Source organism: Leuconostoc sp. S50, assembly GCF_016624925.1.
In the GTDB taxonomy this organism is placed as follows: Bacteria; Bacillota; Bacilli; order Lactobacillales; family Lactobacillaceae; genus Leuconostoc; species Leuconostoc pseudomesenteroides.
The window spans coordinates 205645-228111 of sequence record NZ_JACVUE010000001.1 but is presented as its reverse complement, the minus strand read 5'-3'; the positions used below and the strand labels follow the sequence as shown (position 1 = coordinate 228111).

Below are 22467 nucleotides of genomic sequence, written 5' to 3'. Positions count from 1 at the left end.
ACTATGAGTGACCAAATCCTATTTTATGGACAAAACAAAAGAAAGTGTATCGAAAATGAAACTTAGACCATTAGAGAAAAGAGATTTACCCTATATTTATGAACAGGAAAATTCTCGTCGCGTCATGGCACTTTGGTTTGAAGAACCTTATTCTTCATTTGATGAACTACAGATTTTATATGATCGCCACATTCTGGACCAAACTGAACGTCGCTTTGTTATTGAAGACAACGAATCGTTCATTGGTGTTGTCGAATTAATGGATATCGACACACTCCATCGCCATACTGAAATTCAAATTATCATTCATAGTAAATATCAGGGCCATGGTTATGCGCAAAGTGCGATGAAAGCCGGCATTGAATATGCTTTTACAGTCCTTAATATGCACAAGGTCTATCTGTATGTTGATGTCAAAAATGCAGCAGCTGTTCATATTTATAAAAAAATTGGTTTTATCGCTGAGGGAACGTTGCGACAGCATTTCTTTGCCGAAGGTCGCTATCACGATAGTCTCATGATGGGCATTTTTAAATCAGAATTTGAAAAACCAACAAAATAAAAAACTAACAATTATAATAATTGTTAGTTTTTTATTTTGTTGGCACATCAAATCTATCGAGGTGCCACGTTTGAATGATTGTAATTAGTTTTTTTGCATAAGAAGGATCAGTCGCATAGCCATCTTGTGTTAGAGCTTGTGCGGCAGTTGTATAGTCCTTTGCCGCCAACACGTGTTGATATTGGTTTGTATTCCAACTCGTTCCGCGATACAACAGCATCGCGTGAGCTTTCATACTCTCTTGCCAACTACTGTAAGCTGCAAAACGCCCCTGAATCGTTATCCACTGCCCATTTTCATATTCTTTAGTTGGCAATACCACACTTTTTTGTCCTGTGTCTGCCTTGATACCGTATAAATTATGATATTGTGTTGCCAATGTGCTTGTATTCCAATCGGATTCTAAGATAGCTTGCGCAATACTGATTGAGGCAATGACATGATATTTTTCTTGCAATTCACGGGCATAAGGCGCAAGTTGATTAATCCAAGCAACTTTTTGGGCATGGTCAGCATTCTCTGATTGTGTTTGTTGCTTTTGATAAATAACCGTTTCTGAAACTATAGAAGCCACAATCACCAAAACAAAAAGACCACCGATTAACCACAATAATCGTTGGTGGCGAAGCCTTTTTTTGGATTTACGACGCTTTTTCTTTACCATTAATATTGATCCATTAGTAGTAGTTGCTTAAATCTTTCTGATTCATCACGAAGAAGTGATGGTTTACCTGACAAAACAAATTTGCCTGCTTCTAAAAAGTATACTTTATCAACATTTTCAATACCTGTCAAATGGTGCGTTACCCAAATAATCGTACGATCTTGCAATACTGAAAAAATTTGTGTCAAGACATCATGTTCAGTTTTTGGATCAAGAGATACTGTTGGCTCATCCAAAACAACAACAGGTGCTGCCTGCAATAAAATACGCGCCAAGGCAAAACGTTGCTGTTCGCCGCCCGAAAATCGGGCGCCAGCCTCACGCATTTGTGTGTGATATCCCTCTGGCAAAGCATCAATTAGCGGTTGTAAACCAGCTTGTTTAATAGCTGCTGCTACTGCCTCATCAGAAGCATGAATATTACCCATGCGCACATTATTTAAGATTGTTGAATCAAATAAATAAGCTTGTTGATCCAAAACAGCTACCAATTCTGACATTTTTGGCTGTAATTGACTAACTGGCTGACCGCCAATAGTAACTTCACCTTGATTTGGATTGATATCGCCTGCCAGCAGTTTTAATATAGTTGTTTTACCAGCACCCGAACGGCCCAATAATGCAATTTTTTCACCTGTTGGTATTGTCAAATCTAAGTGATCAATTATTGTTTTATCATCATAAGCAAACGTTACTTTGTCAAATTTTACTGTTGTATTTTTAGGAATTGGTGCACTTTCAATTTTTTTAACTGCGGGCAACTGATTCAAGCGTGTCATACTGTCTTCATAAACCGATGCTTCACTAACGCCTTGATTAACACCAACAAAACTATCAACTAATGGGAATATTGCTAGTGTGAAGGCTGCGATATAGTTGACCAAATCACGATCATTAGCAAATTGATTACCAGCCCAAATCAAAGTTGTAATCGTTAATAGCAACACCAACATTTGAATTATGAAATCACGCCACCACCCAAATTTCATACTTTTATTTTTAACATTAGCCAATTCTGACATCACTTTGCCCTGCCGTGAGACTAAATCAGCTTGTCTACCCGAGAGCACCCAGTCCTGTAATCCCAAGATAGCATCCGTCGCTTCAGTATAAAGTTGATTCTGTAAAGCTTTTTGGCGCCGTACACCATTGTAATTCCATTTTAAGCTTAGCAATGGAATCACAATTAAAATAATCGCCAATATAAAAAACCACCACAACATAAATCGCCAATTAACAACACCAAAACCAATGCTGACAAAAATATACAACATGATGCCAGCACCAAGTGGAAATAGTGTTCTGAGATAAAGATTTTGTAATCGATCTAAATCATCGGCTAACAAACTGAGTATATCCCCCGTCTGCATACGACCGCGAATGCTACCAGCTGTGCTTGCAACACTTTCATATAATCGTCGTCTGGTTTTGGACACAATACGCAATACCCAGTTATGTGACACCAAACGCTGTGCGTAACGAAAGACTGGTCTCGCAATACCAAAGGCACGCGTTAATACGATGGGAACATAAATAATTAAAATATTTTCAGGATGTTGTGCCGACCTAGAAATTAAGAACCCGGAAACAAACATTAAAGCGCCAGCTGCAAAAGTCGTCATGAAGCTCAAAAATATGGACCAAAACAAACCCGATTTTTGTTGACGTAAAAATGGCATAATCCAATGATCATTTTGAAGTAACTTTTGAATTTTTTTCATACCAATTTACCTCGATATAATTCATGACGTAGATGATTAAGCGCACTGTTTTCATCGGCTAATAGTGCTTTAGGTTCACCAGTTTCCACAATTTCACCATTTGCCATCACTAAAACAAAATCCATTTGATCTAACCAGTGTAGACGATGTGTCGCAAAGAAAACCAAGTGATTTGCTAAAATCGGCGCCATGGTTTGTTTTAGTTCAACTTCCGTTTCAATATCCAAATGTGCAGTTGGTTCGTCAAAAAGCAGGACTTTCCGTTTGGAATCGAGTAACATTCGCGCTAACGCTACACGTTGCGCTTGGCCACCAGATAGTTGACGACCGCTTTCACCGATTATCGTATCTAAACCATCTGGCAAATCATCAACCAAGGGTGACAAACCAGCTCGTGTAATAGCTGATTCAACTGTCACATCATCAGTATTTGGCGTATAAAATTTAATATTATCGCGCAAAGAAGCATGAAAAATATAGGGTGATTGCGGCATATAAAAAAACTGTTGCTGCCAGCTCTTCTGAGTAAGGTGTGGCAACGATTGACCATTGACAATGACCGATCCCGCATTTGGCTGCAAAAAGCCACCCAAAAGCTTCAATAGCGTAGATTTACCAGAGCCGCTCTCGCCGACAATCGCAATTTTTTGATAACCTTTTGCAGTAACGTTAATGTTTGTTAGTGTCGGTAGCGTATCATATGAAAAAGCAACATCCGCTAAATTTAATTCAGAATTCTGTTGCCAAGAAGGCAGTGTCAATAATTCTTGATCTGGAACACTTGGCATATCAATAACTGTTAACACATCCGTTAAGGCATTTTTACCATTTAGCGTGGCATGATAATCGTCTGCAAAGTTACGTAATGGCAAAAAGTATTCTGGCGCCAACACTAAAATAGATAGTGCTGGTAAGAGTGTCATTTTGCCATTCATAAGATCAAAACCCAAAAATACGGCCACAATTGCAATAGAGAGTGTGGTAAAAAAGTCTAATGCGAATGTTGAAGTAATGGCTATTCGCAGTGTCCGCATTGTCGTTTTACGATAGTCTTCTGAAATATTGTAAATTTCTGCGCCATAAGATTGTGATAAACCAAGCTGTTTCAAAGTTGGCAAACCACGTAGCGCATCCACAAAGCGATTATTTAAATTTTTGAAATTAGCGAACTCAGCATCTGCTTTGCTCTGCGCAGCTAAACCAAGAATAATAAAAAATAAGATTACCACCGGGAAAATTAGTAATAAAAATAAGCCCTGCTCCCACTTTAAGAAAAAAATGTAGAGCAAAATCAACCAAGGAATAATACCCAAATCGAAAACTTTAATCAACAACAGTTGAAAATAATTTTTGACATTGTCTAAGCCAACACCAAGTGTTGTAACCGCATTGCCAGTACCTGATTTAGTAATCACACTTGGTCCAATTTCAGCGTACTTTGCCAGTAGTTGTACACGATAAGACTCGACCGCCTGATCCGAAAAGTGGGCCATCAATGAATTTTTAAAAACGACCAACAATTGACGAAGTAAAAAAGTAATCGCAAAAACCACTACTTGACTCACCACACTTATAAAATCAGTACCTTCCCATAGCGCAACAATGATTTTGGCCAGGAAAATCCCTTGAAACAATATTGTAAACGCTTGTAATCCAGTCAATACAACCAAAGTTACCAATATTTTTATAATGCCGGGAACGGCAAACAATCTTTTATCTATCATCTTATTATTTATTGCATGCTGCAAAATTAACCTGTTCAGCATACTCTCCTTAAACTAAAAAACGCTCACATTAATTGTAAACGTTTTTTGTTTGATTATTCAACCACTTTGTCAGCAACAATGCGCTTACGGAATACCCAGAAACTCCAAATTTGATAAGCAAGGGTTATTGGTAAAGCAGTTAGGACAACAACAGTCATTACTTTTAACGTATAGGGTGACGAAGATGCATTAATGATTTTTAGACTGTGCAATGGGTCAGTTGCTACCATCACACGAGGAAACATGCCTACAAATAGCAAGACGACAACTTCCACTAATGTCAAACCAGACAATACAAATGGCACACCTTCTTTAGTCTTTCCGATGGCTAAGTACCAGCCAAGAACGGTTGTTCCGACAATTGCTACCAGAATTAACAAAGTCCACAATGTTTTTGTTTGCAAAAAATCAGTGTAGAAAAATAGCAAAACAGCAAACAAGGCTTCACCTGCCAAAAGTAGTGGATACAAAACTTTAAGCTGCGTGAGGGCACGGACGCGCAAATCACCGTCAATTCGCAAACGGGTATAATTAAGACCGTGAACATAACTCATTAGCGCAACTGCAACGCCACCTACTAGCGTGAATGGCGTAACATAGTCAAAGAATCCTGCTGAAATGTTGCCTTTGGCATCCATTGGCATACCAGAAACCATCGCTGTGAAAATCATACCTAAGAAAAATGGCGCAATGAATGAAGAAAGCGCAATCAATCTTTCCCAAAGCTGAGTTCCCTGAATTGTTGGCATATGTTCCCGAAATTCAAATGATACACCACGGTAAATCAACGCCATCAAGACAATAAACAAGAGTAAGTAAAAGCCAGAAAACAGCGATGCATACCAATAAGGAAAGGCAGCAAATGTCGCACCACCGGCAGTTAAAAGCCATACTTCGTTAGCATCCCAATTAGGACCAATGGCTTCATATAAAGCTTGTCGATCTTTTTGATTTCGTGCGTTAAAAGCAAACTGCATGCCAACACCAAAATCATAACCCTCTAAGAATAAGAATCCGGACCACAAAACAGCGATTAATATGAACCATAAAATTTGTAGAAAACTCATTATGCTTCTACCTCACTTCCTGATAGATGTTCATAAGGGTCACGTGGTGAAGCTTCCGCTTCTTCCTCTGCATCAGGACCAGCGTGAAGCACGCGTCGAGACAACCAAATCATGACGCCACCTAAAGCAGCAAAAGTTAAGAAGTAAATAATGTTAGAAATCAACAATGACGCAGCAGACACATTTGGTGAAACAGCATCTGCAATTGTCATCAACCCATAAACAACCCAAGGGAAACGACCTAATTCGGTCACCAACCATCCAGCTGTGTTAACGACGAATGGGAAGAATGTCATGACGCCCATTACCCACAAGAACCAACGTTGCGACAAAATCAAATTAGATTTCTTACGATTAAACCACAATGCAACGACGGCTACAAGACCGAGCAAACCAGCACCCATCGCCATCACACGGAACGAATAGAATAACGTATTTTCCGGTACATAATAATTTTTAATACCGCCAGTAGTTTTACCGTATTTCTTTTCAAACTGCTTTTCCAGTTCGGTGGTACCAGTTGTTTTACCACCAGTCAAAGAATGATTGCCAAGAATTGACAATGCATAAGGAATTTCAATTTTGGCAATAACACGATGCGTTGCGGGATTGGTTACTGATATCAATGACCAAGGTTGTGCTTTATCTTTTCTTTTCGAGGAGTCCAGTGTTGTATCAACACCTTCCATTGCAGCGTACTTCATGGGCTGCATTGACTGCAGCTCAAACGCATGTTGATCACCCGTAATCAGAGCCCCACCGACGCCAACTAAACCAACTACTAAAGCAACATTGATTGACTTACGGAAAAAATCAATTTGTTTGTCACCTTTTTTTAATTTGAGCAGTTTAAACGCTGCCATGCCGGCAACGATAAAGCCACCCGTTACAAAAGTGCCAACTAGAACGTGTGGAAATTCAATCCAAAGCTGCTTGTTCGTCAGCAGAGCACCAAAACTTTTTAATTCAGCTCGCCCCATGTGGTTGTCAATTGCATAACCAACGGGATTTTGCATGAATGAATTGGCTGCCAAAATCCATAAAGCAGAAATACTTGATGCAAAAGCGACAACCCAAATAAAAATTAAATGAATGGCTGGCTTAAATCGGTCCCATGTAAATGACCACAACCCAATAAAGGTTGACTCTGCAAAGAAAGCAACCAAAGCCTCAATCGCCAATGGCGCACCAAAAATGTCACCAACGTATCTTGAATATTCAGACCAGTTCATACCAAACTGGAATTCTTGAATAATACCTGTCACGACACCCACAGCAAAACTGAGTAAGAAAATCTTACCCCAAAACTGTGTCATTTTTTTGTACGTCTCATCTTTTTTGATGACATACAACGTTTCCATCAACGCAACGACAACAGCTAATCCTATTGACATTGGGACAAAGAAAAAGTGAAAAATCGTGGTCATCGCGAATTGAAAACGCGCTAAATCTAGTATGCCCACTAATGTAACCATAACTATTCCTCCAACATATTGATACTACACATTGTGACAATCAATACTTTCAAATATTCAACTTGATGTATAATACAAAAAGTTCTCTACAACTAGTTTATCACTTGATAAGCTTGATTTAAAGGCTTTTATATTTTTTTACAATAAAAATGTACCCGTAATTTTTTAATTAAAATTATAGGGTACAGAATTAATTCGATTTAGTTAAAGTTCGTGTCATCGTCCAAGAAAGTATTAAGCACTTCTTCGACCATATCCCACTCTTTGTCGTCTTCGATTTGAATAAGTTCTTCTTCAGTGGCATCACCGTTTTCGTCGGGATTAAAAATATAAGCTTGAATATCAACTTCTTCATCATCCTCGACACCTTCTGGGACTAACAAAATGTAATCTTTGCTATATTCATCGGAATGAAAAGTGAAGAGAATTTCGTAAAGCGCTTCATCGCCATTTTCATCAATTAAGGTAATCTTTTGTACTTCTTGGTTATTTTCACTCATGAGTATTTCCTTTAACTTTTAATAAGTTCATTATAACTTAAACGCGCTGATCCGTATACCAAGAACAGCGCGTTTTGAGTTATTTAGTTAATTTGCCGTTCGCATCTAGATAATTCTGCAAAATAAATTCAGCAGCAATCTTATCTATCACTTGCTTCCGCTTTTTACGTGATACGTCAGCTTCTTCAATTAACATGCGTTCAGCCTGAACAGTTGTAAGCCGCTCATCTTGAAAATCCGTGGGCAAATTAAAGTGTTCTTCAACCATCTTGGCATATTGACGGGCCGCTTCGGCACGTGGTCCCTCACTGTTGTTCATGTTTTTAGGTAAACCCAGAACAACACCTTTGACTTGCTTTTCTTTAATAATCTCAGCAAGTCGTTCTAAGCCAAATTGCTTTTCATCCTCGTTGATACGAATAATTTCAACCCCTTGGGCAGTCCAACCCATGGGATCACTTACTGCGACACCCACTGTTCGACTTCCAACGTCTAATCCTAATAGTCGCATTATTTATCTAAATAGGCGTGTACAAGTTCTTCAATTATTTCGTCACGTTCATGACGTTTGATTAAATTTCGAGCATCATTTAAACGTGGAATGTATGCTGGATCACCAGACATCAAGTAGCCAACAATTTGGTTAATTGGATTATAACCCTTTTCTTCCAATGCATTATACACAATTTCTAATGTTTCATGAATGTCCTTAGGCAACTGATTTCCAAAGTCAAAAACAGCTGTTTCGTCCCCTACTGTCATGGTACACGCTCCTTTCTTTTCAAAATGCAATGTGGTAGACACACTGTTACTTACTACTCACTATAATACTAAATTATTTTCTCAATTAAGTTACAAAAAAATTACTTATCAGCTAAGAAATCTGCAACAGCCGCCAGAGCGTCTGTGATACCATCAGGATTTTTACCACCGGCTTGTGCCATGTCTGGTCGACCACCACCGCCACCACCAATCTTTGGTGCAATAAATTTAATGAGATCTCCTGCTTTGATGCCTTGCTTAATCGCTTCAGATGAAGCAGCTACAATCAAGCTCACTTTTCCCTCTACAGCTGATGCCAAAACCAAAATATCAGAAGGTTGCTTTTCTTTCCAATTATCGGCCACTTGTCGAAGACCATCAATACCACTGACAGTCAACGCTTTTGCAATATAGCTGTGATTGTTGACTATTTGAACATCGTCAAAAATCTCGCCTGCTTTAGCATTAGCTAGTTGTGCAGTAAGAGATTCATTTTGACGTTGTGTATTACGCAATTCTGCCTGCAATTCGCTTACTTTATTAGGTGTATCTATTAATTTTTGCGCTTTCAAGCCATTAGCAATTTGTTTCAATGCTTTTTCTTCAGATTGATACAATGCTAATGCTGCTAACCCTGTTACAGCTTCAATTCGACGTACGCCAGCACCAATTCCAGATTCGCTTACTATTTTGAAAATACCCAGCTCCGCCGTACTATTGGCGTGCGTGCCACCATCAAATTCCTTATTAAAGTCACCAATGGAAACAACTCGGACTGTTTCACCGTACTTTTCACCAAACACTGCTACAGCGCCTAGTTTTTTAGCTGACTCAATATCTGTTTCAACCCATGTAATCGGCAAGTTTTTGGCAATCTCTTGGTTGACCATTGCAGCAATATCATCCAAATCATTTTCAGAAACCGGTCCATCATGGTTGAAATCAAAACGTAAGTAGTCAGGTTCTACAAGTGAACCAGCTTGATGCACATCCTCACCTATCACATTGCGCAGTGCTTGATCAAGCATGTGGGTCGCCGTATGGTTTTTTGAAACAGCAATATGACGTGCCATGTCAACCTCAAGTGTCACACGATCGCCCAAATTAAAATCAGCTATGACTTCAACAGTATGAATATACTGTCCATTTGGCGCCGTTTGTACATCAATAACATGTCCAATGAGCTCACCAGACTGGTTAGAAACATCGCCAAAATCAGGGACTTGACCGCCCATTTCAGCATAAAACGGCGTCACATCGAATACGACCTGCGTGGTTTGATTGGCAACTGCACCATCTAATAAGGCATCAACCCCCGCGCTATCTTGCCCAATAATCGCAACAATTTCAGCATCTGATACCTTTGTTTCAGACCAGCCAACATACTTTGAATCCACTTTCAAATCTGTTAGAACAGCATTTTGGACACCCATTGACTTATCATTGGAACGCGCTGCGCGAGCACGTTCACGCTGTGCTTGTAAAGCGTCACGATAGCCATCAACATCAACAGTTAAACCTGCATCAGCAGCTTGTTCTTGTGTTAATTCTAGGGGAAAACCATACGTATCAGACAGTTTGAAAGCATCCAGACCACTAATTTGATTTTGACCACTCACTTTAGCATCAGCAATCACGCCATTCAATAACGCCAAACCACCAGCCAATGTCACATTAAAGCGTTTTTCTTCAGCGGCAATTGTTTTTTGAATTTTGGTTGTGTTTTCTGAAATTTCTGGATAATAACTCACCATTATTTTGCCAACAACTGGGACCAGTTTAGTCAAAAATTCACCCTTAATGCCTAACTTTTGCCCGTGCAGTACAGCTCGACGAAGTAAACGACGGATAACATAGCCGCGTCCTTCGTTTGATGGCAACGCACCATCACCAATTGCAAAGGTGATGGCACGAATATGATCAGCAATCACTTTAAAACTAGTATTGCTTTCACTATCTTGACTATCATCATAAACAAAACCATCTGTTAAAGCTTCTGTGGCATGGATAATAGGTAAGAAGAGATCAGTATCAAAGTTAGTTCGACCATTTTGGAAAACAGAAACGACACGTTCTAATCCCATACCTGTATCAATATTCTTATGTGGCAATTCTGGATACTGCGAATTATCCGTCAACCCTGGCAAATGATTAAACTGTGAAAACACAATATTCCAAATTTCTAGATACCGTTCATTTTCACCACCGGGATACATTTCAGGATCATTGTCTGGTAAATCTTGAAATGCTGGTCCCCGATCAAAGAAAATTTCTGAATCAGGACCTGATGGGCCCTCACCGATATCCCAAAAATTATCTTCTACTTCGTAAATATGACCATCTGGTAAATCTGTTTTTTCCTGCCAAATTTGTTTTGCTTCTTGGTCTTTCGGGTAAACAGTGACATACAGCTTTTCTTTATCCAAACCATACCACTCTGGACTCGTTAGCAGTTCCCATGCCCACGGAATCACTTCGGCTTTGAAATAGTCACCAATTGAAAAATTACCCATCATTTCAAACAAAGTATGATGACGCGCTGTTTTTCCAACATTTTCAATATCATTGGTACGGATCGCTTTTTGTGCATTTGTGATACGTGGATTTTTCGGCACCACTGTACCATCAAAATATTTTTTTAATGTCGCAACACCTGAGTTAATCCACAATAGTGTTGGATCATCTTGTGGAATCAAATTTTTTGAGGGGACGATTTCGTGCCCCTTTGAAGCAAAAAAGTCTAAAAACATTTGACGTATTTCTGCTGAACTCAACTCTTTCATAACAAGTTTTCTCCTTAAATTAATATAAAAAGACCAAGACAAAGTGCGGACGCTTCACCGTGGTACCACCGCAATTTGTAATGATCTTTGATCTTTACCTTTATAACTCATAACGCCGAGACGCGGTGATTTTTCAATCACATCTAGTTTGGGAGCACAACCTTGTAAACGTGTGTTTTCCATCAACCAACACATTTCTAATTGACAATACACAAGGTTGCATATCCAATGCCAAATTAATTATATCATATCACCAACCAATATGACTATCGCTATGTGGCAATACAATTTTTCCTGCTTCTAAATCAGAAAAAGCTTGATCAATAATCGCCAACGCTTGTGTTAACTCTTCCTTCGTAATAACTAACGGCGGCTGAAAACGTAAAATATTGCCTCTCAAGCTGATCATAATCGCACCAAGCTCAAATATACGGTATATTAATTGATTAGTTGCATAGGTATCTGGTTGCCCTTGATTATCGATGATATCAATGCCGCCGTTTAAACCATACATGCGAACATCACCGATAAAATGATAACGTTGCGCCGCATTTTCAAAAAATGTTTTGGCAATTTTGCCTAAGTCACGCGAACGCAAAACCAACCGTTCTTTATCTATAACGTCTAGTGTCGCCAACGCTGCTGCTGCCGTGACAGGGTTGCCAGCCGTTGTATAAACGTTAGCAGGCGCTGATAAACTTGACATAATTTCTCGACGTCCCACAATTGCACTTAATGGTAAGCCACTGGCAATTGATTTACCAATACTCATCAGATCAGGCACTATATCAAAATGATCAATAGACCACATTGTTCCTGTCCGCCCAAGCCCTTGATTAACTTCATCAACAGCAAAAACAATATTATGTTCACGCGTGAAATTATAAACTAACGTCATAAAACGTTGTGGTGCTTTGACGATACCTCCATCCCCCTGAATAGGCTCGACAATGACCAAAGCTACTTCGTCAGCTGGCAAATAGGTTTCAAATGGCAGCATAAATTGTTTGAATAACCGATCAGAAAAATCATCATCACTTTCACCAAATAAGCGCTGCGTTTGATCAGGATATGGCACTTTGATCACATCCGGAAGTAAAGGACCAATTTTACGCGTCATATTCAAACTCACACCTGAAATTGACATAGAGCCATAGGTTGAGCCGTGATAAGCACCAGTGAAGCTAACCACATAGGACCGTCCAGTATATCCACGAGCAAACTTGATAATCGCATCGTTAGCATCAGAACCTGAATTACCAAAAGCAACCTGCTTGTCAAAATTTCCTGGTGCAATATCCGCGATACGTTTTGCCAGCTGAGCGGTTGTTGTGTTAGCAAAATAAGCAGGTGTATACTGAATTAATTTCTGTGCTTGTTGGGTAATTGCCTCAACCACTTTTGGATGTGCATGTCCTGTATTAGTTGCACTTGCACTGGCTAACAAATCAATATAGTCGCGACCATTTGCGTCTGTAATAATGGCACCACTACCATGGTCAATCACGATATCAAAATATTTAACCCGCGTGGCATCAGCCAAATACACTTTTTCTTCATTTAAAATTTCCGTATTTCTCGACATATTGAACAGCTTTCATTTGTGCTTTGTGTACAATAAAAGCCCTGAGATGTCAGGACTTTGTATATTAATTCTGAGATAATTTACTATGTTTAGCGCCATAGACGGCATAAATTACCAAACCAAGGGCAAACCAGCCAAATGCGTATATCTTAGCCTGGTTGTCTAATTCATAAAAAATGAATCCTGATCCTAAGGCGGCTAATGCTGGTAACACAGGATAAAATGGCATCTTGAAGCCAGGTTCTTGAATATCCTTGCCTTCACGCGGACGTAAGGCATAAACACCTAGTGAAACAATGATGAAGGCAATCAATGTACCAGCAGAAATCAAACCTGCCAATTCAGTGAAACTGAACACCGATCCAATCAAAATGGCAATCACCGATAATGCCAATAAGGCATTGTTGGGAAGCCCCTTATCATTAACCTTACCTAAGAAGCTAGGCAACAAACCATCACGTCCAAAAGCATACAGCAAACGTGATCCAGCAAGCATCATCCCTATGATTGCAGTGAACATACCAATCAAAGCGACAATGGACAATAGATTTGAAGTAAAGACATGCCCTGACTGCAATAATGCCCAAGCAGCAGGCGCAGCATTGTTAGCATACTTAGAATATGGGAACATGCCAACCAAAACCAAAGCAACCGTAACAAACAAAATGGTAGCAATAATTAGTGAACCGATAATGCCACGAGGCATTGTCTTTTTGGGATTTTTTGCTTCAGCAGAGTTAGCTGCAATTGAATCAAATCCGATATAAGCCAAGAATATTTGTGAGGCACCAGCGAATATGCCTGTCCAACCACCAAATTCCGTACCAGCCTTGTGCGCTGGAATAAATGGTACATAGTTACTAGGATGAATTGCTGTCAAACCAACAGCAATAAAAATCAAAATGACAGCAACTTTACCGATAACCAACACATTTTCTACACGAGCAGTTGTATTTGTACCACGCCAAAGCAAGATAGCAACAATCAACACTGCAAACAACGATGAAATATCAATTATGCCTCCGTTACCTGCAACAAATGATCCCGCTAATGCTTTCGGCAACGCTAAATGATGAGATGCTAAAAATAGTTTAAAATTAGCTGACCACCCTGATGCAACGAACGCAACAGCAATAAAGTACTCAGCCAAAAGTGCCCAACCAGCTATCCATCCAAAAACCTCACCAAACACAACATTCGCCCATGAATAAGCAGAGCCGGCAAATGGCAAAGCAGAGGCAAATTCAGCATAGGCAAAAGCCGCAAGTCCAGCTACAATCGCAGCAATAACAAACGAAATTGCAACTGCCGGTCCCGCATGATTAGCTGCAACAATTCCCGGTAAAGTAAAAATGGCTGTTGAAACAATAGTTCCAATTCCCAGCGCCAACATTTCCTTGACACCCAAAGTTTTGCGCAAGTGTCGATCACTTTCCGTAAAACTTACAGGCGATGCCTTGTGAAACCAGCCTGTTTTTTTATTTAATTCTGACATATGTTTATCCCTTCAACGCTTAAAAGTTATTTTAATATATTAACATTTTCTCATATTATTGTCAAATTTTATATGGGATGTATTTAAAATTATTATATTTTTCTTATTATCCAGCAAAAATTATTGCATGAAAAAAACCACCCTTTTTAAGATGGTTTAGCAGTTTAAGCGAAGATAGTCGTCATAATCAAAATAACAATCAAACCTGTCACTGAAATAATTGTTTCTAGTACTGTCCAAATTTGGAACGTTTGCTTGACACTCAAGTCAAAGAATTCTTTAAAAATCCAGAAACCAGCATCATTGACGTGTGATGCTATCAATGAACCGGCACCAATTGCTAAGGCAACAAATACTGGTAGTAATGTATTACCTGGATTAGAAGCCAAAATACCTGTAACGATACCTGCAGCTGTCATACCAGCAACGGTTGCTGACCCAACTGAGACACGCAGTACTGCTGCAACAGCCCAAGCAAATAGCACAACAGCGATAGGGCTCATTGAACCGCCTGCTTGGAATGTTGTAGCAATTTTGTCAGATAAACCAGACGTAACCAGCACGCCACGCAAAGCACCACCACCACCAACAATTAACAGAATACCTGCGACAGCAGACATGCCTTCATTTAGTGATTTTCCTACTTCAGTCATTGACTTTTGCTGCCAAATACCCATTGTAAAGATAGCAAATACCAAAGCAATTGTCATAGCAACCGCAGGATTAGCAGCAAATTCAACCACTTGGTCAACCATTGTTGGATTTTTAGGGGTAACACCACCAGTGTATATTAGCTTATACACGGTAGCGATAATCATAAATATTAGTGGAAATACAGAAGTCAAAACTGACAAGCCAAAGTTTGGTGTGGCTTTGAGATCATATTCTTTAACTGGTCCTACCGCTTCTATTTCACTTTTAAATTGGAAAGCATCGGGCGCATATTTTTGAGCCAGTTTAGTAAACATTGGCCCAGCAACCACCGCAGTAATCACTGACACGACCAAACCAAAGATCAGCATCATACCAATATTAGCGCCTAAAGCTGAGGCAACAGCAGTTGGTGCTGGCTGTGGTGGTAAGAAACCTTGGGCAGAGCTCAAAGCAGCAGTCATTGAAACACCTAAATAAAGTAATGGCACGCCAGCTTCAATAGCAACTGCGAACACAATTGGTATCAAAAGAACCATACCAACACCAAAAATCATTGAAATACCAATGATGAATGAAGCAATCAAAACAGCCCATTGCAAGCGTTTTACACCAAACCAATCAATTAACGTCTTGGCAATGCGATATGAACCACCTGCGTCTGCCACCAAACGACCAATCATTCCACCAAAGATGAAAATAACTGAGTTAGGACCAAGAATATTTCCGACACCTTGTGCACCAAGGACAGCGTCCGGAATTTGCATTGGCTTCATGCCAAGCAACAGCGCTAAAATAAACGCAGTAATAATTAGTGATACGAATGTGTTTAATTTTAATTTTGCAATCAACAATAACAAAATTAAAATGGACACGATCAACATGACGAATTCCATGTGTACATATAGGCGACTTAAAAACCGCCTTCTCCTTTTATGGTTATCAGTAAAAGCTAATACAGACAACAATATTTAACCGTACTTAAATATTTTGATTAGCTGTTTACTTAGAATGTTTTCTTTGATAATTAGCAATATTTTCATATTCTGTCTGCAATTGACGTGACAATCTGATGAAAATCGGTGCTAATTCTCGATAAGCCTCGAAATTTTCCGGATCTGGTTGGTATGTATTAGAAGCCCCAACATACTTTTCAATTTCGTACAAATCGTCAATCTTACCAAGCGCTTTTTGAGCAACAATTACTGCTGCTAATGAGCCTGATTCAAATGCCTCTGGTACAGTTACTGGTTGTTCGAAGATATCAGCGAACATTTGACGCCACAGTGGCGAACGAGCAAAACCACCAGTGGCTTGAATTGACTTCAGTCCACCAACAACCTCTTCCAAAGCCAGACTAACCATGTATACGTTGAAAGTAATACCTTCCAATACTGATCGTAGCATGTGCGCACGTGTGTGTGAATGATTGAGTCCAAAGAACGAACCACGAGCATTGGCATCCCAAATTGGTGCACGTTCGCCACCTAAGTAAGGATGGAAAATCAATCCTTCTGATCCAGCAGGAATGCGAGAAGCAATTTCAGTCATCAAATCATACGCGTCTTCTCCTAGCAAAGCAGCAGTCGATTTTTCAGCGTCAAACATGTTATCGCGTGCCCAACGGAATACATCGCCACCATTATTAACAGGACCGCCAACGACCCAATGATCCTTATCTAAAGCGTACGTAAAAGTACGACCTTTAGGATCAATCACTGGCTCATCAGCAACAACGCGAATAGCACCAGATGTACCAATGGTAATGGCTGCAACACCTGGTTTAACAGCATTAACACCCAAGTTTGATAATGGCCCATCGCCAGCACCATAAACAAACGGTGTGTCTACTGGAATACCAATCACCGCAGCATATTCAGCGACCATATTTGTTTCATATTCGTATGGTTCAACCGGTTGTGGCAACTGCGATTTTGTGACACCAGTCACTTCAAGTGCCTGTTCATCCCAATCAAGATTGAAAATATTAAACAATCCCGTTCCGGAAGCAATCGAAATATCCATTTTATTGCTACCAAACAAGCGGTGGAACAAATACTCCTTGATACCTAAATAATGCGCGGCATTTTCATAAACATCATGATGTTCTTCTTTTAGCCACAGTAACTTTGACAAAGGTGCCATCGGATGAATCGGCGTCCCTGTCTTTTTGTAAATTTGAGCACCTAAACCATTAGATTTCAGTTCTTCTGTATACTTAACTGCTCGTGTATCAGCCCACGTAATAACGCGTGTCAGTGGTTTCCAGTTTTTGTCAAAAGCAATCAAAGAATGCATCGCTGAACTGAATGAAACGGCGGCAATTTTGTCACCTTCCTTTAAATCAGCAGCGCGCACGACATCAGTTAATGCTTCAATTAGGGCATCAAAAATTTCATTTAGGTCTTCTTCCGCCATATCCGGTACATCACGATACAATGGATAACCTTTATTAGCACTGGTTACAACCTGATTTTTATCGTCAAACAAAACTGCTTTAGTTGACGTTGTGCCTAAATCGACACCAATCATATATTCCATGTGTTCACCTCAAATTGCACAATTAATAATTGTTAAACGTTGAACATTATTGCATTAACACAGAAAAAGCTCCCAATATGGGAGCTTCTGTCCAAGAAAACGAACAGATTCTTATTACTTGGCAGCATCCATTGCGTGACCACCGAAGCCGTTACGCAAAGCTGAAACAACCTTACCTGTAAACGTGTCATCTTGCAATGAACGGTAACGCATTGCCAAAGACAAGTAAATAACTGGTGCTGGCACATCCAAATCCAATGATTCTTGCACTGTCCACTTACCTTCACCTGATGAATGCATACGACCAGCAATAGCATCCAAATGTGGGTCCTTGGCGAATTGCTCTTCAGCCAATTCCATCAACCATGAACGGATAACTGATCCGTGGTTCCACAACTTTGAAACAGCTTCATAGTCGTAGTCAAATTGTGAGGCTTCCAATACTTCGAATCCTTCAGCAATTGCTTGCATCATACCGTATTCGATACCGTTGTGAACCATCTTCAAATAATGACCTGATCCCAAACGACCTGTATACAAGTAACCATCTTCTTCAGCGATTGACTTGAAAAGTGGTTCAATAACTTTCCATGCTTCGGCGTCATCGCCACCAATCATGAAGTTACCACCATTACGGGCACCGTTCATACCACCTGAAGTACCGGCATCAAAGAACTTGATACCTGCAGCAGTTGTACGCTTGTTTTGTTCCAAGTTGTCTTTGTAGTTAGAGTTACCACCATCAATAATGATGTCACCCTTGTCCATCTTGGCGATCAATGTATCGATAGTTGAGTTGGTTGGTACGCCTGCTGGCACCATAACCCAAACAGCCTTAGGAGATGGCAACTTTGACAACATGTCATCGATGTCTGAAGCACCTTCGATTGAAGCAGAGTAGTCAGTTGCTTCTTTAACGAAGTCAGCATTCAAATCAAATGCTACCACTTCATGACCGTTATCAACGGCGTTTTTAACCAAGTTCAAGCCCATCTTACCAAGGCCGATCATCGCAAACTTCATGTTTACATACCTCTTTATTTTTTGTGTTTTTAGTACACTTTTATTATATGAAAATAATTTACAGTTTGCAACCCTTTATTGAAAAATGTTTTCTCATCTTGTATGATTAGTATATCGGAGTACAAATTAATATGGCAAAAAACATCATTACCCAACTCAGGGTACAGCGCAAACAATATAATACGACTGAACAGAAATTAATTGATTATATTATTCATAATGTTTCACAGGCACAAGAAGCCACAATTCAAGAAATGTCTGACGGTTCTGGTGTTTCAACAGCGACCATTTCACGTTTTGTCAAAAAAATTGGTTTTGATTCTTTTCGTGATTTTTCGGTTGACCTTGCCCGCATCTCAGTTCAAAAATCGCCTGTTGAATTTTTTGGGGAAATTGTTGACACAGATGACACCGTTGCCATTGCTCAAAAGGTTTTTCGCGGGGCTGAAAATGCGTTAGCAGCCACTGTCAACAACTTGACAATTGACCAACTCGAGCAAGCCACGCAATGTTTGATTAGTGCACGACGGGTTGGCTTTTTCGGTATCGGCGGATCGTCAATTGTTGCTTTTAACGCCTACCATAAATTTTTACGAACACCAATTGATGTCATTGCCCATCCTGATTATGACGTTCAATTAATGCAGGCCGTTCGTCTTGATCACACGGATGTTGCTGTTGTCATTTCCCATTCCGGACGCAACAAAGATACTTTACTAATCGCTCAAAAATTATCTGAGAATCATGTCAAAATCATTGCTATTACATCTTTTCCAGATTCACCGCTTGCTAAACTTGCAGATTTAGTGTTGTTATCCCTAGCCGAAGAAGTTAATTTTCGTAGTGAATCAATGAGTTCATTGATAGCTCAAATCACAATTATTGATACCCTGTTCACTTTGGTTGGTTCACAATTATCGGAAGACACACAAAGTGTCGTTGATACAATGCGCGATACAATTGAAGAGACACGTGCACAATAAAAAGCGACGTTTGTGAATAAACGTCGCTTTTTATTGTGTTTTCAACATAGCTAGTATTTGATTGGTAATCATATCAATAGCAACTTTATTTTGTCCACCCTCTGGCACAATGATGTTAGCATAACGCTTGGTTGGCTCAACAAATTGATGATACATTGGCTTCACTGTCGCAAGATATTGTTCAATAACGCCACGAACCGTGCGGCCACGTTCTTCAATATCTCGTTCCAAACGTCGCAAGAAACGAATATCATCATCAGTGTCAACGTACACTTTCAAATCAAGCAAATCACGAACTCTTTTATCATTAAACAATAAAACGCCGTCAACAATAATAACATCAGCTGGCATCACATGAATCACATCACTCGAACGTGTATGTTTCTCATAATCATAGACAGGTTTGTCAATAGCTTCTCTAGCCAACAAGCGCTCTAAGTCAGCGACAAACAAGTCCGTTTCGAATGAATCAGGGTGATCATAATTCGTTTTGATCCGCTCTTCAAATGGCTTTTCAGATTGGTCACGATAGTATGCATCTTGTTGTAATAAAATAGCACTGTTATCAGGTATACGTGCCACTAATTCGCGGCTCACAGTTGTCTTTCCTGATCCAGAACCACCGGTTACGCCAATGACTAATGGTTTTTGCGCCATTATTTTTTTCCTCCCTCACTTGCCTCAATGCCATCTTGCAATCCGGCCATGTCTTGTTTCATTGCTCTAAAATCATGATTATCAATCGGTAAGTGCTGCTCAAATTCATCAAAAATCAATAGACTGCCTACAATATCATCAGCCTCGAAATCTAACACATGACCAGCAAATTGAAGATCATCAGCGAGGAAGTGCAAATGCCATCCAGCCGCGGTAGCGCCACCGAAGACAGCTGGTGCATAATAACCAACGAGCGTGCCTTTAACGTCACGAGTCTCAAACTCTGGTTGGTGCTGCGCAACCGTCAAAAGACTAGGATATGGCTTTGTTTGTTTGGGTGCCACACGAACATGTACATGGGTGAAATGGCCATGTAATTTCAAAGCTGAAAAAACGTTGTCAATTTGTTTTTCCGTTAACTGCGATGATAAATTTTGGTAAGTCGTTGCATTAAACGGCAATTGATAACTATTGTCTGGTTGATCAAAATGAACTGACGCAAAAGGTAATGTCGTTTTCTTGTCGGTAATATGGTTTACCGCGCCGGTACTATCTGCTTGGTAAACATCACCATTTAAAATGATTACTTCACCATCCAATCCATCTAGAGTTCCGATGCCCGTATCACCGTGCGTCAGCAATTCACCGACCGAAATCGTTCCTGCCATTTGTTTAGCCATTAATTGTGCTAAAGTACCATGCTGATATACTGTTGTCATTTTTTGCCTCATTTCTACTAATCCTTATTCTAAGTGAATAAAAAAGGACTGTAAAGCCCTTTTATTATTTTGAACACAATTTATTTAGTTTTTATTGTGCGGCAATCGCATCGCTAACAAAATACCAATTACTGGGACAAAGATAAACCAACCACTCGTTCGAGTTAATGCTACACCAATTGCCTCAATTTGACTGAAATGGGTAACTAATATCCCAACAATCACAACACTTCCTGCTCCAATCACTTGACGCATGGTCGTAATAACCGCTGTGCCATGACTAACAAGTTCTTTTGGTAAAACATTATTTGCCGCAGTCACAGCTGGCATCATGATAAAAGCGTTGCCCCCTTCAAGCAGAATAGCTGCCACTAGACTGATCAGCCAGGATTGCGTCCCTAATTGATTTAATAAGAGATAGCCAACAATCATCATTATCATGCCGATGTAGACGAGATTTTTCAATCCTATGCGCGTTAATAAATAACCCGCTCTTGGGTTTAATTGGCTGAGCACAACGGCTGCCGGTACCATAAGCAGTCCAGACCATAGTGGCGTAATATGAAACACACGCTGATAAAATAGTGGCATCAATACCGTAGCTGTAATCAACCCTGAATAAGATAACCCCGTCAAAATCATAGCTGGCGCAAAACCACGATACTTAAATACTGATAAATTGAGAAATGGTTGTTGATGACTAATTTGACGTATAACAAAAACCACTAATAAAGCGACGCTTATGATAACAATAAGCCACCATGTTATCGTTAATTTCGTGTTAGCAATAGTTGATAGACTGTATAGTAACCCACCAAAACCAATTAACGTGATTGCCGATACCCAATCAAATTTTGAATGATGAATGGTATGCGTATTTTCAATTAAAGGTTGCAAACTCACGATAAGCACAATTAAGGTTACAAGAAATAAGCCAAATAACGCCCGCCACGAAACATACTGCAAAACAATACCAGAAATAATTGGTCCTACTGCCAGAGCAGATCCCATCACCAAACCAACCACTCCCATAGTGATCCCACGATCCGATTTCGCTGTATTTTCAATGATGACACTTTGAAAAGTAGGAAAAAGTGCACCGACAGCTATGCCTTCCAGCAATCGACCAACAATAATACCGGCAAACGAGGGTGTGAGCATGGCGATCGCTGTGCCAATCACAAATACTGTAACAATACCATTCAACAGTGGCTTCAATAAAATGTTATCTAGCAACCATGGACTGAGCGGCATCACCAAGGTCATGGCGACCATAAAACCGGTTGTTAACCACTGTACAGTACTTGCATCAACATGAAAACTAGCCATTAAAATTGGATAAGTCGTTGTCATCGTTGACTGGCTAATTGACATAATAAACGCGATGGCTAACAGCACAGCTGAAAAAGGTGTGAGTTGCCTGATATTTTTAAACATGAAATCCTCCTAAATACGTTATTTATAATCATTCTAATCTTTTGCATTCTGTTTTTCAACCTACAAAAAAATAAAA

The 22467-nt window shown here is 39.8% G+C and carries 19 protein-coding genes; 2 read left to right on the top strand and 17 right to left on the bottom strand.

Annotated elements, in window-relative coordinates; genetic code table 11:
• Window positions 1–55: 55 nt before the first annotated feature.
• Window positions 56–562 (top strand): GNAT family N-acetyltransferase, encoded by a 507-nt coding sequence (locus tag IAE53_RS01005; RefSeq protein WP_031941070.1) that lies wholly within the window; start codon window positions 56–58, stop codon window positions 560–562.
• A 31-nt stretch (window positions 563–593) separates the two neighbouring features.
• On the opposite strand, the gene IAE53_RS01000 is transcribed toward IAE53_RS01005, so the two are convergent.
• The 14 genes from IAE53_RS01000 to gnd all read right to left on the bottom strand — a co-directional run bounded on the left by IAE53_RS01000 (window position 594) and on the right by gnd (window position 18595).
• Window positions 594–1226, bottom strand: coding sequence for a glycoside hydrolase family 73 protein (locus IAE53_RS01000; protein WP_148423113.1), 633 nt, complete (start codon window positions 1224–1226; stop codon window positions 594–596).
• Entirely contained in the window at window positions 1226–2947 is a 1722-nt protein-coding gene (gene cydC, locus IAE53_RS00995; RefSeq protein ID WP_200135792.1) for a thiol reductant ABC exporter subunit CydC, read from the bottom strand. Before cydC ends, IAE53_RS01000 begins: the two co-directional genes overlap by 1 nt.
• Window positions 2944–4671: a thiol reductant ABC exporter subunit CydD gene (gene cydD / locus IAE53_RS00990; RefSeq protein ID WP_148423306.1), complete on the bottom strand. Its 1728-nt coding sequence runs from the start codon at window positions 4669–4671 to the stop codon at window positions 2944–2946. Before cydD ends, cydC begins: the two co-directional genes overlap by 4 nt.
• A 95-nt stretch (window positions 4672–4766) precedes the next feature.
• Window positions 4767–5780 (bottom strand): cytochrome d ubiquinol oxidase subunit II, encoded by a 1014-nt coding sequence (gene cydB, locus IAE53_RS00985; RefSeq protein ID WP_188352787.1) that lies wholly within the window; start codon window positions 5778–5780, stop codon window positions 4767–4769.
• On the bottom strand, window positions 5780–7255 hold the full coding sequence (locus IAE53_RS00980) for a cytochrome ubiquinol oxidase subunit I (RefSeq protein ID WP_010280147.1): 1476 nt from the start codon (window positions 7253–7255) through the stop codon (window positions 5780–5782). The genes cydB and IAE53_RS00980 overlap by 1 nt, the downstream gene beginning before the upstream one ends.
• A 200-nt stretch (window positions 7256–7455) precedes the next feature.
• Window positions 7456–7755, bottom strand: coding sequence for a DUF1292 domain-containing protein (locus IAE53_RS00975; RefSeq protein WP_004910847.1), 300 nt, complete (start codon window positions 7753–7755; stop codon window positions 7456–7458).
• Window positions 7756–7834: 79 nt separating this feature from the next.
• A complete protein-coding gene (gene ruvX / locus IAE53_RS00970; RefSeq protein WP_010280146.1) occupies window positions 7835–8266 on the bottom strand; it encodes a Holliday junction resolvase RuvX in 432 nt (143 codons plus the stop codon).
• Window positions 8266–8517, bottom strand: coding sequence for an IreB family regulatory phosphoprotein (locus IAE53_RS00965; RefSeq protein WP_004910843.1), 252 nt, complete (start codon window positions 8515–8517; stop codon window positions 8266–8268). The genes ruvX and IAE53_RS00965 overlap by 1 nt, the downstream gene beginning before the upstream one ends.
• A 101-nt stretch (window positions 8518–8618) precedes the next feature.
• A complete protein-coding gene (gene alaS, locus IAE53_RS00960) occupies window positions 8619–11300 on the bottom strand; it encodes an alanine--tRNA ligase (RefSeq protein ID WP_148423117.1) in 2682 nt (893 codons plus the stop codon).
• Window positions 11301–11550: 250 nt separating this feature from the next.
• The gene (locus IAE53_RS00955) at window positions 11551–12885 is read right to left on the bottom strand and encodes an aspartate aminotransferase family protein (protein ID WP_200135791.1); all 1335 of its coding nucleotides are present in this window, start codon (window positions 12883–12885) and stop codon (window positions 11551–11553) included.
• Window positions 12886–12949: 64 nt separating this feature from the next.
• A complete protein-coding gene (locus IAE53_RS00950) occupies window positions 12950–14380 on the bottom strand; it encodes an APC family permease (protein WP_148423119.1) in 1431 nt (476 codons plus the stop codon).
• Window positions 14381–14544: 164 nt separating this feature from the next.
• Window positions 14545–15927, bottom strand: a complete 1383-nt coding sequence (locus IAE53_RS00945; protein WP_148423120.1) for a gluconate:H+ symporter — start codon at window positions 15925–15927, stop codon at window positions 14545–14547.
• A 106-nt stretch (window positions 15928–16033) separates the two neighbouring features.
• Window positions 16034–17572 (bottom strand): gluconokinase, encoded by a 1539-nt coding sequence (gene gntK / locus IAE53_RS00940; RefSeq protein WP_148423121.1) that lies wholly within the window; start codon window positions 17570–17572, stop codon window positions 16034–16036.
• Between the two features lie 114 nt (window positions 17573–17686).
• Complete coding sequence (gene gnd, locus IAE53_RS00935) at window positions 17687–18595, bottom strand: phosphogluconate dehydrogenase (NAD(+)-dependent, decarboxylating) (protein ID WP_147651282.1); 909 nt, start codon at window positions 18593–18595, stop codon at window positions 17687–17689.
• A 131-nt stretch (window positions 18596–18726) separates the two neighbouring features.
• Between gnd and IAE53_RS00930 the strand changes: the two genes are divergently transcribed.
• The gene (locus IAE53_RS00930; RefSeq protein WP_139967156.1) at window positions 18727–19578 is read left to right on the top strand and encodes a MurR/RpiR family transcriptional regulator; all 852 of its coding nucleotides are present in this window, start codon (window positions 18727–18729) and stop codon (window positions 19576–19578) included.
• A 30-nt stretch (window positions 19579–19608) separates the two neighbouring features.
• Here the strand turns inward: IAE53_RS00930 and udk are convergent, their stop codons facing one another.
• The 3 genes from udk to IAE53_RS00915 all read right to left on the bottom strand — a co-directional run bounded on the left by udk (window position 19609) and on the right by IAE53_RS00915 (window position 22391).
• On the bottom strand, window positions 19609–20235 hold the full coding sequence (gene udk, locus IAE53_RS00925) for a uridine kinase (protein ID WP_010285949.1): 627 nt from the start codon (window positions 20233–20235) through the stop codon (window positions 19609–19611).
• Window positions 20235–20954 (bottom strand): acetolactate decarboxylase, encoded by a 720-nt coding sequence (gene budA, locus IAE53_RS00920; RefSeq protein WP_188352792.1) that lies wholly within the window; start codon window positions 20952–20954, stop codon window positions 20235–20237. The genes udk and budA overlap by 1 nt, the downstream gene beginning before the upstream one ends.
• Window positions 20955–21038: 84 nt before the next feature.
• Window positions 21039–22391, bottom strand: coding sequence for an MFS transporter (locus IAE53_RS00915; RefSeq protein WP_148423123.1), 1353 nt, complete (start codon window positions 22389–22391; stop codon window positions 21039–21041).
• Window positions 22392–22467: the final 76 nt, after the last annotated feature.